General features: G+C 56.7%; 16 protein-coding genes and 1 pseudogene. 5 read left to right on the forward strand and 12 right to left on the reverse strand.

Annotated features, from left to right (window positions below; all coding sequences use genetic code 11):
• Positions 1-235 precede the first annotated feature (235 nt).
• The 8 genes from D3P04_RS10780 to D3P04_RS23095 form a co-directional block, all read right to left on the reverse strand.
• On the reverse strand, positions 236-736 hold the full coding sequence (locus D3P04_RS10780) for an HXXEE domain-containing protein (RefSeq protein ID WP_182912808.1): 501 nt from the start codon (positions 734-736) through the stop codon (positions 236-238).
• Positions 737-855: 119 nt separating this feature from the next.
• Positions 856-2,205, reverse strand: a complete 1,350-nt coding sequence (locus D3P04_RS10785; RefSeq protein ID WP_147391916.1) for a vWA domain-containing protein — start codon at positions 2,203-2,205, stop codon at positions 856-858.
• Between the two features lie 63 nt (positions 2,206-2,268).
• The gene (locus tag D3P04_RS10790; protein WP_119748749.1) at positions 2,269-2,901 is read right to left on the reverse strand and encodes a tyrosine-type recombinase/integrase; all 633 of its coding nucleotides are present in this window, start codon (positions 2,899-2,901) and stop codon (positions 2,269-2,271) included.
• Between the two features lie 234 nt (positions 2,902-3,135).
• Positions 3,136-3,687 carry a GNAT family N-acetyltransferase gene (locus D3P04_RS10795; RefSeq protein ID WP_147391917.1) on the reverse strand — a complete coding sequence of 184 codons (552 nt, stop codon included), beginning with the start codon at positions 3,685-3,687 and terminating at the stop codon, positions 3,136-3,138.
• Positions 3,688-3,885: 198 nt separating this feature from the next.
• Positions 3,886-5,364, reverse strand: a complete 1,479-nt coding sequence (locus tag D3P04_RS10800; RefSeq protein WP_119748694.1) for a DUF6880 family protein — start codon at positions 5,362-5,364, stop codon at positions 3,886-3,888.
• A gap of 550 nt (positions 5,365-5,914) precedes the next feature.
• A complete protein-coding gene (tnpC, locus tag D3P04_RS10805; protein WP_119748696.1) occupies positions 5,915-7,453 on the reverse strand; it encodes an IS66 family transposase in 1,539 nt (512 codons plus the stop codon).
• Positions 7,454-7,521: 68 nt separating this feature from the next.
• Positions 7,522-7,875, reverse strand: coding sequence for an IS66 family insertion sequence element accessory protein TnpB (gene tnpB / locus D3P04_RS23090; RefSeq protein ID WP_147391918.1), 354 nt, complete (start codon positions 7,873-7,875; stop codon positions 7,522-7,524).
• A complete protein-coding gene (locus tag D3P04_RS23095) occupies positions 7,872-8,081 on the reverse strand; it encodes a hypothetical protein (protein ID WP_232844968.1) in 210 nt (69 codons plus the stop codon). Before D3P04_RS23095 ends, tnpB begins: the two co-directional genes overlap by 4 nt.
• A gap of 26 nt (positions 8,082-8,107) precedes the next feature.
• Here D3P04_RS23095 and D3P04_RS10815 point away from each other — a divergent pair.
• The 3 genes and pseudogenes from D3P04_RS10815 to D3P04_RS10825 all read left to right on the forward strand — a co-directional run.
• Positions 8,108-8,245, forward strand: a pseudogene (locus tag D3P04_RS10815) (IS3 family transposase); the annotation flags it as partial.
• Positions 8,246-8,579: 334 nt separating this feature from the next.
• Entirely contained in the window at positions 8,580-8,975 is a 396-nt protein-coding gene (locus tag D3P04_RS10820) for a hypothetical protein (protein WP_147391920.1), read from the forward strand.
• A 73-nt stretch (positions 8,976-9,048) separates the two neighbouring features.
• The gene (locus D3P04_RS10825; protein ID WP_182912809.1) at positions 9,049-9,534 is read left to right on the forward strand and encodes a GNAT family N-acetyltransferase; all 486 of its coding nucleotides are present in this window, start codon (positions 9,049-9,051) and stop codon (positions 9,532-9,534) included.
• Positions 9,535-9,603: 69 nt separating this feature from the next.
• Here the strand turns inward: D3P04_RS10825 and D3P04_RS10830 are convergent, their stop codons facing one another.
• On the reverse strand, positions 9,604-10,533 hold the full coding sequence (locus D3P04_RS10830; RefSeq protein ID WP_182912810.1) for an NAD-dependent epimerase/dehydratase family protein: 930 nt from the start codon (positions 10,531-10,533) through the stop codon (positions 9,604-9,606).
• Between the two features lie 377 nt (positions 10,534-10,910).
• Here D3P04_RS10830 and D3P04_RS10835 point away from each other — a divergent pair, with 377 nt between their 5' ends.
• Complete coding sequence (locus D3P04_RS10835) at positions 10,911-12,389, forward strand: hypothetical protein (protein ID WP_119748704.1); 1,479 nt, start codon at positions 10,911-10,913, stop codon at positions 12,387-12,389.
• Positions 12,390-12,496: 107 nt separating this feature from the next.
• On the opposite strand, the gene D3P04_RS23100 is transcribed toward D3P04_RS10835, so the two are convergent.
• A complete protein-coding gene (locus D3P04_RS23100; protein WP_147391921.1) occupies positions 12,497-12,682 on the reverse strand; it encodes a hypothetical protein in 186 nt (61 codons plus the stop codon).
• Between the two features lie 693 nt (positions 12,683-13,375).
• Positions 13,376-14,335, reverse strand: coding sequence for a LysR substrate-binding domain-containing protein (locus D3P04_RS10845; RefSeq protein ID WP_119748708.1), 960 nt, complete (start codon positions 14,333-14,335; stop codon positions 13,376-13,378).
• 105 nt (positions 14,336-14,440) lie between these two features.
• On the opposite strand from D3P04_RS10845, the gene D3P04_RS10850 reads away from it, so the two are divergent.
• Positions 14,441-15,385: an MBL fold metallo-hydrolase gene (locus D3P04_RS10850; protein ID WP_220475310.1), complete on the forward strand. Its 945-nt coding sequence runs from the start codon at positions 14,441-14,443 to the stop codon at positions 15,383-15,385.
• 304 nt (positions 15,386-15,689) lie between these two features.
• Here the strand turns inward: D3P04_RS10850 and D3P04_RS10855 are convergent, their stop codons facing one another.
• Positions 15,690-16,088, reverse strand: coding sequence for a hypothetical protein (locus D3P04_RS10855; RefSeq protein WP_119748711.1), 399 nt, complete (start codon positions 16,086-16,088; stop codon positions 15,690-15,692).
• Positions 16,089-16,246 lie beyond the last annotated feature (158 nt).

The following is a 16,246-nucleotide window of genomic DNA, read 5'->3' on the forward strand; positions in this document are numbered from 1 at the left end:
AGTGTTGGGTGTCTGATCGACCAAGCGTTGCGACATAGACGCAATGTCGCGCGTGATTGACCTTCAAGCCGTTGTCGGCCTCGCAGATGCAGCGAATGGCCGGTCTGGTGAAACCGCATTGCAGCAGTGAAGCCACCGGTGAGCGGCAGGAATGGGCCGAGTTTGACCGTAGGCTAGGTCGATGGGACTGGGCCCTGCCGCAGCGCGGAGATCATCCGCTCCGAGCCCATTGCCGTCACAACCGGTTTCTATGTGTTTTGCTGATGATGCGATGCGAAGCGAAGGCTGCCAGCCACCAGATCCCCACGAGAAGAGGCACGGACAGCAGTGGCCCGATCGCGATGGGCAACCAGCCTGTTCCATCACCCAATGTTTTGATCACCCATAACGAAGGCGGCATCATGAATATCAGGCCAGCCAATGTTCCCGGCAGCAGGCTTTTGGTGAAGAATGAACCGACAAGCTGGGCAATTGCATTCACGATAAGGGCTGCGGCGACTGCCACGACAAGCCAGGCGGCATCGAGTGCCACTGACAAGAGGCAAATGAAGATGACGATTGCGGAGACAAGTATCACCGCAAGCAACCTGGTGCAGTCGCCTGCCGGTGGAAGCAAGCGCCGTGCCCCGCCCGTTTCCGGATATCGCGGCCCACCCGCACGCCACTCGGAATAATTTTGCAGAAGAAAACCGCAGACCATCGCGGCAACTGAGACGATTTCGCCAAGTGAGAGCATCCGGGTTTGTTCCTTGGCCGCCATTGCTGCGTATGCTCGAGAACCAGGACAGGTCAGGTCAATGTCATTGAAGAAGATAATCGGCCGAAGCCCTTAACACATTTGCTATAGCCTTCTCTCTACTCGTCGTCATAGGCGTCTTTGACGCGCCCGAGAATCTTTTCGATTGGCTCGTTTACGGCTTTCAGATCCTCATCGACTTTCGCCCTGAAGGCTTCCAGTTCTGCCTCGATTTCTTCATGGCGATCCTTCAAGCGTGCCTCGGCTTCATCCGCACTCTCGCGATCTGTCAGCCCATCGATCACCATATCGCCGGACAGGAGGGCGAACTTGCTATCCTCGTCAGCAATCGCGTTCCCGATACAGCTATCGGCATCGGCCTTTGCATTCTCCGCGACGCTATGATTGTCACTTGCCACGACCGATGCTTCGGCATTGTAATCGCTACTTTCCCGAAGGTTAGTCGTATATATCCGCAGTTGCTCCCGCAGTTCGGCCGCGTCATCTGCTTGTGAGAACGCCCCGCCACCTGCCTTGGCCACGGCTTCAAGGGCCTTTCGGTCATCATCCGGGACGTCAAAGCCGATGATATTGACGATTGCCTTCACATCGGAATCTCGAAGCTCCTGCGCGGCTGCAACAGGGTTTCCCCCACAGGTTTCCCGCCCATCAGAGACGACAAAAACAACCTGCTCGCCTTCCCCGGAATCTGCGGTGAAACTTTCGCCCGCCTTGGAAATTGCTGCTGCCAGCGGTGTCCAGCCGGTCGCCTCGAAGCCCTCAAGCGAATTGGCAATCTCCAATCTGTCCGCCGCCCCAAGCTCAGACATGAGTTCGATACCCTCGCAGGACTCGGCCTTGCCGCTCTCCTCATTATTTCCGAGATGACCGAATGCGAGAAGGCCAATCTCGGTATCCTCGGGCATAGTTCCCATGAATTCCTGCACCGCTGCTTTTGCAGCATCCATCTTCCTCTCCCCACCGGCTTGACCAGCCATGGAACCGGAAGCGTCGACGGCAATGATCGCTTTTTTCCATCCACTGCCGTTTGCTTCTTCGGGTCCGTCAGGCGGTGGCGGTCCTTCGGCGAGTTGATAATCGGGATAGCAAGCTGCCATATCCTCGCCGAAATCGGCCAGAAAGTCCTCGTAAAGTTGCTCTGCGGTCCAGAACTCTCGTTCGGTGGAAAGTTCCTGGCCGATGGCAATCGTTGCCTGTGCGGTCACGACACCCGAACTTACTAGTATATATTTGAAGAAAAATGACAAATTCATTCTTCGGCTCGCAGTTTGGTTCATGCATTCCGACGAATAAGTGTTTCGACAATTTTGAAAGGTAACCGCTACATCTTTGCAAAGCAAACACAGAGTAGAGCATTGAAGGGTATGATGGCTAAGTTCCGCAGACCGTGAGTTCGCCTGAGCTTCGATTTTGCCGCTGCAGCGAATGGCGGCAATGCGGGCAGCCACCGCGGCATCGAGCCGGTTGGTCGAATGTCGGCTTTGGGCCGCCCGCGTAGGCGGCCCGTTTCATTAGATTTCTACCGCCTCGGCGATCGCCAAAGCGTCTTCCAGCTCGACACCGAGGTATCGGACTGTGCTGTCCATCTTGGTGTGTCCGAGCAGGAGCTGAACAGCGCGCAGGTTGCCGGTCTTCCGATATATCTGCGCGACTTTCGTCCGTCGCATGGAATGGGTTCCATACGCGCTCGGATCCAGCTCGATCGATTTCACCCAGTCTCGAACCAAGCGCGCGTACTGTCGGGTCGAGATGTGCAACCGCTCGTGAAAACGACCAGGCCAAAGGTATTCAGATCCGATCATCAACGGTTCGTCCATCCACCGCAGGAGTGATTTCCGAGTGCCCTCGGTGATCTCAAAGCGGACGGGTTTTTGCGTCTTGCTCTGGATGATTGAGGCCCGTTCTTTGACTTGGCCGGCAGCGAAGACATCGGCCACCTTCAGTTTGACCAGATCGCAGCCTCGCAGCTTGCTGTCGATGGCAAGGTTGAACAGCGCCAGGTCACGATGATTCTCGGCGATCTCAAGACGGACGCGGATTGCCCAGACATGTTTGGGCAACAGCGGTCGTTTCTGCCCGACAATGCGGCCTTTGTTCCATGCAGGTCGGCATGCGCGAATGGCAGGTAAGTTTGCAATGGTCATGATGGTTTCTCCCATCCGCCACGATCCACCACAGCGCCAACCAGACGTTGGCAACTCAAGATAACATACTAATGTGCACCGGCAGAGAAGGTCGGTTTGGAGCCCATATTGACCGATGCTGCTGCGTAAACGAAGGTCGGTAAAGGCGGAGTCGGAAACCCGATACACAAGTTCACTGCCACTCGAATATCCTCGATACTGAGCGCTTTTCAGTTCCGACATCGATCAAAGACGCTACCGCACCTTGGCGTAGACGAGACCGTCGCGGGGTTCGGGCGAAAGATTGGGGTAGATGGCATGCCGCCGCCGGATGCCCTCATAGACCATGCCGACCTTCATCATGACCCCCGCGGAAGCCGGGTTCTCGGTATCGCACAGCGCGTAGACGCGCCAGATCGCCGGATGCGAAAGCGCGTGGTCTGCAAGCGCGGAAAGCGCCTCGGTCATGATGCCTTGGCCCCACCTATCTCGCCTCAGCACATACGCAAATTCGACCGCATGTTCTTGCACCCGCACTTCAATCATCCCGAGCACCGCACCATTTTCGCGATCCTCTATCACATAGGCGAAGTCACTGCCCGCTGCGCGCTCCCGATCGCACATCGCCAGGAAGCCGAGTGTATCCTCCAGTACTGCGTGTGGGCGCCAGCTCAGGTAACGGGTCACGTGCGGGTCCGTTGCGTAGGCATTGAAAATCGCCTCGGCGTCTGACGTCGCAGAGGGCCGAAGCTTCAAACGCGATGTAAACAACTCGTTCGGTGGGGTGTATCTCTCACTCATTGCCATCACTGTATCCGCCAGTGCCCCCACATCAAGGGCATACTTGATCACCACTGACTTTGGTGCAAGTCGCAGCGAAAGTTCACTTTGTCCGCATATACTGTGAATGCGAACGCGCCCAGATTTTGCTCACGCGGCGAATGGCAGCAATGCGGGCTGCGAACGCAGAATTTGGGGAAGCTGCCGGACGGCAGCAAAGGGCCGTTACCCATCATCTTTGATCCACACAGGGCGACGGGCCCCACTTGCTTGTGGTGCTTTCGGTTCACCGTCACCGACACGTGCCCAGAATCCTGATTTGCGGGGATGTGCTGTTTTGAGCTTGGCAAGATAGGTTGCATGGTCGACCATTCCGCCTGGTCGGATTGGGTCCACTTCGCCCGCCAGCAGGCCGAGCTTCCCGAGGTATTTTGCGCCGTGCCCATAGGCCTTGGAGCGTGCGCGGTCGAGGATGTTGTCCAGAAGGGCACGGTAGAGGATCGTCGCCGCCAGCGGATGATCGTGTTCCAGAAGGCCCGCAACTTTAGGCAGGATGTGCCAGTCACCTCCATCCCAGCGGTGTGGATGCGTCGTGATCAGTTTTGCCGCCAAATCAAGTCGTGGCCAATCAAGGAAAAATTGCAACGCCACCTCGGGCTCCGCCATTTCCAGCGCGAAGGCATGGGCGCGGTCTTCGGCCTCGATATCCTCGAAGTCCGGCAGCTGTTTGAGGTGTTCCCGAAGAATGTCGGCAGACGGGCGCGCCTTGAAACAGCGCCAACGCAGGACCTGTGCGGCCGACCTGTCTCCGGTGGCGTCCAAGATACGCGCCTCCAGACTGACCCGTTCTGGCGACAGGCCATCATCAGCTTCGTCAAATGTACGCCGCCCGGACTTGCGCACCCACTCCAGCGCCTCGGCGCTGCGACCGATCTCCAGAAGCTGTTCAGCAATCCCCAGCGTATCCTGCATATGCGGCTTCTTCTTGAGCTCTAGCGCGATGAGCAGATCGAGATCCCCCCGCGCCGAGGCGAGGATCTGACGCATCGCAGCCCATTGCGACGTCATGGAGTAGAACCAGCCATCCGATTTGCGCGCCGCGTCTTCGGCTTGCCGCTCGGCGATGGCGTCTTTCAGATCGCCGTCCCATCGCGCCAAGCTGTCTTGCGGTAGATGCGCCGCCACAGCCTCGGTCACGTTAGCGAGATAGCCATGCGTGCTTTCGCCAAGGGCGGTCATGATCTTCTCGGGGAGCGCGTCGGCCTCAGGCACGAGCAGGCTGGGGGCTAAATCGCCGGTCGCATGGATCGCCTGATAATAGACGTCCTGAACGCGGCCCGAGGAATCGTCGACGCGCTCGAACACCTGTTCATGGGTGGCGATGAAGCGCAGCAGCCGGTCTATGGCCAAAGCCGGGGCGGCAGGGCCAAGCTCAGCCGTGATCGTATCGGTCAGGCTGCGCAGGTCCTCGGTAAAGGCGCGGGCCTTGTCCCATTCGATAAAGCTCTTCGCCCGCGCCAGCCCGGACAGCCGCCGGTCGATCAGCTTGGCAATGGCTTCGGGGCCGGACTTCCCGGCCAGCGCTGCTTTGGCCTGCCGCCGGAACCCCGCATTGCGCTCTGCTTCTTCCAGCACCAGCTGCGCGAGCTTGTCGGCACCGAGGTCTTTCAGCTTGTCTGTGGACAGGACAGGTTTGCGGGCCATAGGCAGGTCTCAACTTGAACTTTTGCCCCAATAAGTGCCTCGGTCAGATCGTGGGTGCAAGTATTGGGTGTCTGATCGACCAAGCGTTGCGCCATTGACGCAATGTCGCGCGTGATTGACCTTCAAACCGTTATCGGCCTCGCAGATACAGCGAATGGCCGGTCTGGTGAAACCGCAATAGCAGTGAAGCCACCGGTGAGCGGAAGGAATGGGTCGGCCTTTCCACCTTCCCTGTGCTGCACCCGCGAAACGCTGCACCCGCGCGGTGTGGCAAGAAGGGCTCGGAGCCGCCTTGCGGTGATGCAGCGCGTGGGTCGCTGCCCAAGAGTATCACATCGGGCTGCTCGATAACGGTAGACGGCCCTTCTACGACATTCGGCCATGGCGCAGCATTGCTCTCACTGCATCTGCGGCATTCAATAGCCGATTTCGCCGAAGCAGACGTTAAAAGGCCGATACGGTGCTCCAGGATGCTGCGAACCGCATAGTTGGCAGCAAAGCGCAGGAAGCGGCAATTGCAAACCCAGCCTTTCGGTAACCGGTGTTCGGGTCACACCTTTCTGGTGTAATTCCAGGGAAGAAGTTCACCAACCCGGCTCTGCATGTGGCCGGCGGCGATGGCGGTGAGAGTTGCGGCCAGCCATGCTTGGGGATCGACAGCATTGAGCTTGCAGGTCTCGATCAACGAGGCAATGACGGCCCAGTTTTCGGCCCCGGCATCGTGCCCCGCGAAGAGGGCGTTCTTTCGGTTCAGCGCGATAGGGCGGATGGTTCGTTCGACGGTATTATTATCGATCTCGACCCGACCATCGGTCAGGAACAGGCAGAGGCCGTTCCAGTATTTGAAGATGTATTTCAAGGCTTCGCCCAAGGGCGATTTCGCCGCAACACGAGCCCGGTGGTGGGTGAGCCAAACCTCCAACTCAGCGACGATCGGTGCGGAATGCTCCTGTCGCGCCGCGAGCCGGGTCGCGGGATCGCTCCCGCGGATTTCGGCTTCGATGCGATAGAGCTCCCGGATACGTTTCACGCCTGCATCGGCAATCGGCGCCGGGCTGGCGCGGGTAATCTCGACCAGCTTGCGCCTGGCGTGGGCCCAGCAATAAGCCAAGTGGATATCGGGGCCGACACGATCGGGAGCGAGTAGCCGGTTGTAGCCGGCATAACCATCGACCTGCAGGATACCACCAAAACCCTGCAATATCTGCTCGGCATGTTGTCCGCCGCGGCCGGGCGCATAGGTGAAGGCCACGCCGGGTGGCGCCTCGCCATCCCATGATCGATCGTCTCGCGCCAACGCCCAGAAGTATCCTGTCTTGGTCTTCCGCCTCCCCGGATCCAGTACCGGGGCTCGCGTCTCATCCATGAAGAGCTTCGTGGATCGCTTCAGGTCCTCGATCAGCGCCTCGAAGACCGGGTGCAGTTCGAAGGCTGCGCGACCGACCCAATCGGCGAGCGTTGAGCGGTCGAGATCGACGCCCTGACGGCTGTAGATCTGTGCCTGGCGATAGAGCGGAAGATGATCGGCGTATTTCGAGACCAGCACATGTGCAATCGTTGCCTCGGTCGGCAGCCCGCCGAGGATCAGCCGCGCCGGTGCCGGAGCTTGCATCACGCCATCGGTGCAGGCGCGGCAGGCATATTTTGGGCGGCGGGTCACGATCACCCGGAACTGTGCCGGCACGATATCCAGCCGTTCTGAGACATCCTCGCCGATGCAATGCAGGCAGCCACCACAGGCGCAGGTCAGTTCCTCGGGCTCGATCACCTCCTCGATGCGCGGCAGATGCCTAGGCAGCGCTCCGCGATTGACGGCACGGGGCATGGCGACCCGCTTGGCCGGTGAAGTATCAGCATCCTCATCAGCGTTGATGGCTGCGATAGCGGTTTCGATATCCTCCAGAGCCAACTCGAACTGATCCGGATCGCTCTTCTCCGACTTGCGCCCAAAGGCCGCCTGTTTGAAGGCAGCGACCAGCTTCTCCAGCCGCGCGATCCGCTCGTCCTTACGCAAATTACGAGCCTCCGAGGCGACCAGCAGCGCCTTCAGGGCGGTAATGTCATCAGGCAGATCGGCGGCATTCAGCATGGTGCCGCTTTATCAGACACGCCCCGGCACCGCTCGCGCAAAACACACCCTGAGTCATCCTGACGCAGTCATTCCACCGTCTCGGGCGCGCGGGCCTCAATGGCTCGGACCCGCCGCCAGTCGAGCCCGGCAAACAGCGCCTCGAACTGGGCATGGCTGAGCGACATGAGCCCGTCCCGGATCGCAGGCCAGGTAAAGCTGTGCTCCTCCAGCCGCTTGTAGGCCATCACCAGGCCAGTGCCGTCCCAATACAGCAGCTTCAGCCGATCCGCCCGCTTCGCACGGAACACGAAGATCGTCCCGGTGAAGGGTTCCTTGCGCAACTCATTCTTCACCAGGGCCGCCAGCCCGTCATGACCCTTCCGAGAGTCCACCGGCCTGGTCGCCACCAGGATCCGCACCCGGTTCGACGGGAAGATCATGTCGGCGCGGCCAGCGCACGCACGATCGCCGCGATCCGTTCTGCCGTGGTCCCGGCCTCCAGTCGGATCGTCACGGCCCCTATGACGATCTCGGGGCCCTCGGCCAAAGGGACGGCTTTCTCGGGAACCTGCGGCGACACGACCATCGTCGCAAACTCGACCTCGTCTTCCGGGACCGGCAGCACCAGCTTGCCCTGGCGAGCCATCGATCGCCACGTCGAAACATGATTGGCCTGCAAGCCATGCGCGCACCCTGACCACCGCAATCGCCCGCCCCGCTGCGCGAGATGAAAGCTCCGCGCGTCGGGCGATTGCTCAATCCGCGCCGATGGGCGTAAATAGCAACCGGGCTCCAGTTGCCGCTGGATGAAAGTTCAGGGGCAGGTCACACCGCCTAGCTCAATTTTTTCGATTTGTTCCCGTTTTGGTAAGATCTGATCAGCCACGGCTTGCAGAACAGCACGGTCACTCGACCTTAGTACTTCGAATGCTCCATCCAACACTCTGAAGCTAACTTCTCCAAGAAAATTTGAAGATATTTCATCGGGGTTCATGCCAGGATGGTTAATTCGGACAGACGTCAACTTCAATCCAAAATTTATGCAGGGTGCCGCGACTGAAAGCAGTCTATTTGGGCTAAAAGCGCGCCTTGCGATGATGCGGCGCGTGGGTCGCTGCCCTGGAGTATCACGTCGGGTTGCTTGATGACGGCAGGCAGCCCGAGGCATTTCGTAGAAATGGGGTGCAATGACAAAGATGCCGCGAGTGCGAAATTTTCTGTCGCGCTCACCGAAAGCGGCCATTCAATCTACCTGGCGAACTACCTGCTTTGCTGCGGTCAGCACCAGCGTCGGCGATGCGCAGGAAGCGCCCTTTGCAAACTCGGTCCCGCAGCCTACTTCCGTCCTGAAATCACGAAGCACGCTGCTGCAGTGTCGCAGCTGGAGCCGACCTTCGCTGCAACCGCGATATCGGGACCTGATACAGCGTCGCCAGAGCGGGACTTTGCAGCCGTTGACAGAACACCGAAATACGATCAGGAAGAGGGCATGAGCATGAATGCCACCAGCTTCGTGACCTATTACCACGGCCTCATCTGAGCGCGGTGCACTTCAACATGCTGCCGCCGTATGGTGGCAGACAGTTGGCTCCTACGGCGCAATGGAGCCAGAAATGCAAAGAAACTCCCTCCCCCTGCAAACTGAATTTGGAGTTGTCCGCTGCGCTCGTCCGACAGATGCGGAACGCATCGTTCAGATGGTCGGAAAGCTCGCCGCCCACCACGGCGACACACCGGCGCTGACGGCGGACGACCTTGCCCGAGACGTTTTCGTCGCAAATCCATGGATTTACGTTCTCGTCGCGGAGGCGCGTGGCGAGTTAATAGGCTATTCCGCCCTGTGTGGGCTGACCCGTCTTCAGTTTGGCTGGCGGGGAATGGACATGCATCACTTGTTTACTGAGGCCGCGTATCGCGGGCGCGGCGTTGGCCGCAGTCTTATTGCGGCCAGCAAGATCAAGGCAATCGCATTGTCATGCAGTTATCTGAATGTCGGAACCAATCCAGACAACCACAAGGCTCAGGTGTTTTACGAGATATTGGGCTTTGAACGTAAAAATACACATCCCCCGCTCTTTTCGATTCGGCTTGCATCGTGACTGTCCGGTAAGCTCTTCACGTCGATCCGCCGGGTAGGCAACGATGCGGGGCATAGTTACCTTGGTTGTCTATGTATTTCTAAGGATGCGTATCTCGTCAGGTGAGCTAGGGGAAACTTGTCTCAGAGCTTCAATGTCATAGTTTGAAATGGTGTTCCTGATACCGTCATCAAAGCTAAATTCGAATGCCCAGTTAAAGTCGCGCAGAAGTTTGCTCACATCTAGTGCACAAGAGTAATCCCTGAACGGAAAATACCTCCGCGCCATCACATCGCTAGCGTGGTCTTTACCTGAAACGATCTTTAATTCGCCGCCTGACACAGCCGCCACTTTCTTAACCCACGCCTCAGCATTCATGGTCTCAGGTTCTGCAACATTGTAAATTGCGCGCTTGCCGAAATCAGCATCAACAAAATGGGTGATTATGTTTGCAAGGTCTTGAACATGAAGAAACTGAAATTGCACCGACCCATCGCCGGGGATGATAATTGGCCTTCCTGTCAGCACACGAGACCATATGAAGGTTTCCCGATCATTGGCGTTGTTTGGACCATATAGATAAGGCGGGCGAAGGATTGCGAGAGGACATTCGACATGTTCAACTAAGAATTCGTCGGCTCTCGATTTATCCAACCCATAAGCACCCCAAATTTCCGCACCGCCTAGACTATCATCTTCGGCAGGTAGGCGATCAGGTGTCTCTCGATAAACCGCAGCACTGCTGAGATGTATCCACTTGCTCGCAAAGTAGCCGAACGCAGAGAATGCTGTTTCAACCTGCTGTCTTGTGTAACCGCTAGTATCAACAACAACGTCAAATGAAGCAGAATGCTTGGCCATTTCTTCGGATCGGTCACGGTCGGCGACAATCTGAGAAACGCCATCAATTTTTCGATTCCCACGATTTAGAATCGTTACCGCATGACCTGCTCTTATGAGTGTTGGAATGAGTGCTCCTCCAACAAAACCTGACCCGCCAATCACCAGAATATTCTTCAAACCTTCTCTCACATGTAATGAATTTAGGAACTCGAATGAACACTAGTCCCAGTGCAGAAAATAGTCAATTTGGGCTCGGAGCCGCCTTGTGGCAACGCGGCGCTGCTCCCCGCCCTGGTCAAGCCAAGCTTGAGCCAGCTGAATGCCGGCAGGCAGCCAAAAGTTGCCGGTCGTGTCCAGGAACGGTACGTCGTCGCTCAGCCTAAAGAGGACACTGCAGAAGCACTCGACCCATCACATACAAGGGACTTATGCGCCATTGCACAGTCCGCTCGCGGTAAAATTCTTTACGGAAAACACTTTTCACTACAATTGCATTTGAGTTGTTGTATATTGTGTGAATATCGGCTTTTCGCGCAATGCATGGAGTATTCCAGTTGGCCACATTCTTTAGCGATGCATTTAATTTGGAAAAATCTGTTGTTGACGAGTACGGGGCTTTTGATGTGTCAATCATCAACGATTTGCCACTTTTTATTGACCCATTCCTTCTCTTTCACAGCGAAAAGCAAGAATATCAGGACTTACATGATAGCATAATCGAATATCTGGTCTTTCTGAGAGATCGAGCAGCGGACAGCCACGTCAGCGACGGTATGCTACGTAATTGGTATTGCTTCCCGGAAGTAAAGCAAAACTGGTTTGGCTTCTCGATGGTTGGAAACGGCGGTTCAGGTCTCGGGATGGACTTTGCAAGAAGCTTACATGAAAACTTGAATGTCATCTTCGCCAACTTTGGCGAGGAGAGCATCACCGAAAGTTCTCACTTGGAGAAAGTATGCTTAGTATCGAGCGGAGTCGGACGGGACAACATAAGTGATTTCGTGACAAACCTGATCCAGGACTTTCTGTGCACATACACGGAGAGCTTCGCCAAGGCGCATTTGCGTGAAGACCAAATACGAGAAGTCTGGATTGATAGAGCCGTTTTCAATTTCAAAACACAATCTTGGCAGAGAAAGTGCTACGAACTGCCTTGGTACGAAGGTGATTACATCATCCTTACCCCCAAGGATATGCTGACGAGGGACGACACATGGATCAACACAAGCGATTTAATCCTTAGGTTCCAAGATATTCCCACAGCCATCCCTGATGGTAGCCTTAGGGCGTCCGTCAGCAACTATTTTGAGAGAGAGCTCAAAGCCCGCAAGAAGAAGGGGCGACACCCTACCAAAGCAGAGAGGGCCGAGGCAGCGACAGCGACTATCCGGCAGTATCCTGAACTTATCGACTATTACATCAAGTTGAAAGAAGACACTGGCGATGATGCTACTGATTTGAGCTTTGAGAAGGTTTTCGCAACTGAGTTGTTTTTCTCCAAGCGCCTACGCGAAATTCTTCAGCCTGTTCTAGCCGCAACCGATTTCTACCGCGTAAAGCCAGGCACTTACGAGGAAGCTCATATTCGACTCGCTTACCTGAAGCACGTCATCGAAGACATGGGAGGCTGGCGCATCTTCTATGACGACAATGGAAACGCGGTCGAACGGGAGAAAGACGTTCAGATACTGTACCGACTGGTTTGGTTTGGAACACCGTCGGATGCGGGTACCGAGGCCAATGATGGTCGCGGGCCGGTTGACTTCAAAATATCGCGCGGCAGAGAAAAGACACTCGTCGAAGTGAAGCTGGCAAAGAACACAAAACTTGAAATGAATCTCAGAAAACAAACCGACATATATCAAGCATCATCAGATGCGCAGCGCGCTATAAAGGCCATTGTTTACTTCTCGTATTCACAGTTGACTCGCGTGCAGCGAATATTGAAGCGGCTTGGTCTCAAAAACAGCAAAGACATTGTTCTCATCGATGCGCGCAAGGACAATAAACCTTCAGGATCGAAAGCCGCTTGAACGGCCAAGATGGTGCGTAAGTCATGACATGTGCACCATCCCTATCAAACCAGGAAAACAAAGCTGTGGCTGTGGTGGACAGACCCGATGCACTTTGCCTCGAGCCTTCATCTGGACTTTGCAAAGTCTGCTTCCTGCGCTTCGTCGACCTCGGTGTAGAGCGCAGCATCAACCGTGGCTAATACGGCCTTGTGAATGTCCGCTTTCGGGAAGGTGGCATTCGCTGTGCGCAGCCACAGCATCGTGGATGCTGCGCGACCTACGAATGTCGCGGAAGGGCTGGCTGCCGTCATCCGAATGCCAGCGCGCGCACCCACAAAGCCAAGATCCGTGTGCCGCAGCGCCGCATGACAGCTTCGAGCCCGGATTACCGTTTAGGATTTGCTCAGATGCCATGCATTGTAGAGGCCTACTCCCAAGGCCAACACAGCGAGTAAGAGCCATACGACCCCTGATTGCTTTAAATATACGACACCGGCGTCATCGTCGAAGCACCGGCCTAGTTCATTGAAACAATTGCGCCATTTGAAATGCTCGGCGTAGTACAAGTACCCAAAAGCGTATGCGAGCCCGAGAGAAACCAAGGAAGATATCTTTCTAATCATCTACTAACCCCCTTAAATCGCTGCCGAAAGCTTAGTGCTTCGGCAGTCAACTTCAACGACCGCCTCGCCCTACAGTGTGTGAGTTCCCTAGGTCTGGTACCTCGCAGTAGCAGCGAACGGCTGGAAAGGCGGGCTGCGCCGCAGCATACCGGCGCCGGAGATGTCGTTGATCGGCAGGACTTCCATGACTTTGCAAAACCCTCTTCCTACGCATTGCCGCCGTCCCCGCCGACCAAGGTTGCATATGCGGCGAATGACCAGATGGTCCCGCGTCTCTCCCAAAGGGTCTATGGGGCATGCGAGTCAGTACCGGCGCAGACCCACGCAGACCGTTCTCATTTGTGCAAAGCACGCGACCACCATTCCAAAAGAGATTACATATCAAGCGGTAGAACACGAGTCGTGCGGCATGGCTAAACCCGTGCATGGCAAGCTGTCGCGGATCATCTGACGCATCCATGCATTGGCGGGATCCGCATCGGCATGCGCCGCCCAGACCATCGTCACGGGGGGAAGTGATAGCGGGATCGGCAGTGCGGACAGGGTCAAGCCTAGCGTCGGTCCATATTTTTCCGCGATCCGGCGCGGCACAGTTGCGACGACCGCGGTGCTTACGGCTGCCGCTAGCACTGCGAGGTAGCCCGGTGCGGCCACGACGACGTCAAGCTCTACCCCCGCAACCTCCAGCGCCTCCTTGATGCAGCCTTGCAGGTTCTCGTTCTGCGAGATGACAGCGTGGCGGGCGGCAAGGTAGGTCCTGCATTCCACCGGCAAGGGCAAGGTCAGAAGCGCGGCGTTGAAACAGCAGGCGACCTCGGATTCGTAAAGCGTCTCGGACAGGCGGCGGGCGGTCCGGGCATAGGTGCAGCCGACGGCAAGATCGATGCTACCATCTTCCAGCGACGGCTCTGCCGCATCATAGGAGAACACCCGCGCTAGCACACGCACACCGGGGGCAAGGTGGCGCAGGCGGGCCGTCAGGTCGGGCAAGAGCAGCGTTTCGACCTCCGGCGACATGGCGATGCGAAAGATGCGATCCTCGGTCGAGGGATCGAAGGCAGGGCCACCCTGCAACGCAAGCTGCGCCTGGCGCAGCGCCTGCCGGACCGGCACTGCCAAGCTGCGCGCGCGGGCGGTCGGCTGCATCACCTGCCCTACGCGGATGAACAACTCGTCCTGCATCAGCATCCGAAGCGTCGAAAGCGCATGGCTCATCGCGGGTTGGCCGATCTTGAGCCTATGCGCGGCACGAGTGACGCTGCCTTCTGTCATCATGGCATCGAAGGCAATCAGAAGGTTGAGATCGAAGGCCCGCAGATTGAAATGATCGATAGTAGTCATGAGGCTCATCGATTTGATTACTTGCCTTGCGATGGATACCTACGTTTCCGGTCAGGTCAAGACCAGGATACCCATAGGTGCATCATGCAGACACGACGCTCAATCTTGAAATCCACTGCCTCGCTCGGCCTTCTTGCGGCACTGCCCAGTGCAGCTTTCGCCAAGGCACCACTGACTGGCACACAGGCCCCAGGTTTTTACCGCATGCGGCTGGGCGATCTGGAGATCACCGCGCTTTCGGACGGGACCGTCGCCCTGCCGATGGCGCAAATCTATCAGGGCTTGTCCGCGGCGGATATCGGCGCCTATCTGAAAGGGCATTTTATCAACGAAAAGTCCGAGGTTTCGGTGAACGCCTATCTCGTCAACACCGAAGAGCGGCTGGTTCTAATCGACGCGGGAACCGGGGATATTATGGGACCATCGCTTGGCAAGCTGGTCGCGAATATCGAGGCGGCGGGGTATCGCGCGGACCAGATCGACGACGTGATCCTAACACATGTCCATGCTGACCATTCGGGCGGGCTGACCACAGCCGATGGCGCGCGCATCTATGAAAACGCCGTCCTGCATGTGAACGCGACAGAGGCCGCGTTCTGGCTGGAGGCATCGCCCGAGGCTGTAGCGGACACAACGCTTGGGCCGCAGATCGTGCAGGCGCACGCCAATATCGATCCGTATATCGCGGCGGACAGGTTTAGCACCTTCGACAATGACGCCTCGCCCCTGCCGGGTATCGGATCCGTCCACCGCCCCGGCCATACGCCCGGTCATTCCGCGATCGTGCTGAAGAGCGACGGCGAGAAGCTGGTGATTTGGGGCGACATCGCCCATGGTGACGCGTTGCAGTTCGATCAGCCCGAGGTCACGGTCTCGTTCGATGTCGACCAGCCCCGTGCTGCCGCAACCCGCGCGCTGGCCTTTGCTGAGGCCGCTGATCAAGCCTACCTTGTCGCCGGGGCCCATCACGCGTTTCCAGGTATCGGCCATATCCGGCGGGACGACACAAATTACGATTGGGTTCCGCTCTCCTACAGGGCGAATTATTGAAGGCTTTGGAAGGCTGCCCAAGGCGGCTTTCATTCTCAATTCGAGGAGAACTGTCGACAGCAGCCATTAGCGCCTCGCACGCGAGCTCGCTTTGTCCCGCTCTGGCGACCTTCAGCATTCTCAAATGCAGCACGATGCACGAATGGCCGATCTGGTGAAGCTGTGGCATGGCATCGGCGCCACATATGGAAGGTGGGTAAGGGCCGTTTCGTCCATGAGAAACAGGTGAAAAATCTCCTCCCAACTCAAGCCTGCCAATGACATAATTCCGGGACCGCTTAACAAAAGCGCTTAATGTTAAAAATCATGAACCGGTAATGTCGATGTCTTCACTAATAATATTAGATTTCAGTTTTTCTACATTCCAGAAATAGCAGAAACCTTCCTTCTCTGTAAAATTTTGTAGAGCGAGCTCCTCTACTTCACTGCCCTCACATCCGATATTAAATGCCATGATTGGGTCAGGTGCAGGCTCGAGTTCATATTGCTTTGGAAAAGTAAAGCACAACGAAACTCCTGGGGGATAACCAATTTCTTCATTCTCGGCTGGTCCGTCTGACCAAAAATAAAAACCCTCTTGCGAGAATATTTTATTTGCTTCTTCGCATCGATTTTCTAGCAATAATAAAAGCTCGCTCGGCGAGCACTTGAGGGGGTTTATATACGGAAATCTTTCTTCCATACCAATTTTCGCAATCGCCATTATTTTTTCCTTCACACTTCTCAACTCTGCAGTAAGCGCGACGTTGCGGCCCTATGCTGCGAGGCTTGACGGCTGGTTGAAGCGCCATGGCATGAGGTCTTCGATACCGCTTTGCGGGTGACCGTCGAGGATGGCGCGCAGTGTGGCGGCGAGATAGT

Origin of the sequence: Paracoccus onubensis (genome assembly GCF_003591515.1) — a bacterium.
GTDB lineage: Bacteria > Pseudomonadota > Alphaproteobacteria > Rhodobacterales > Rhodobacteraceae > Paracoccus > Paracoccus onubensis.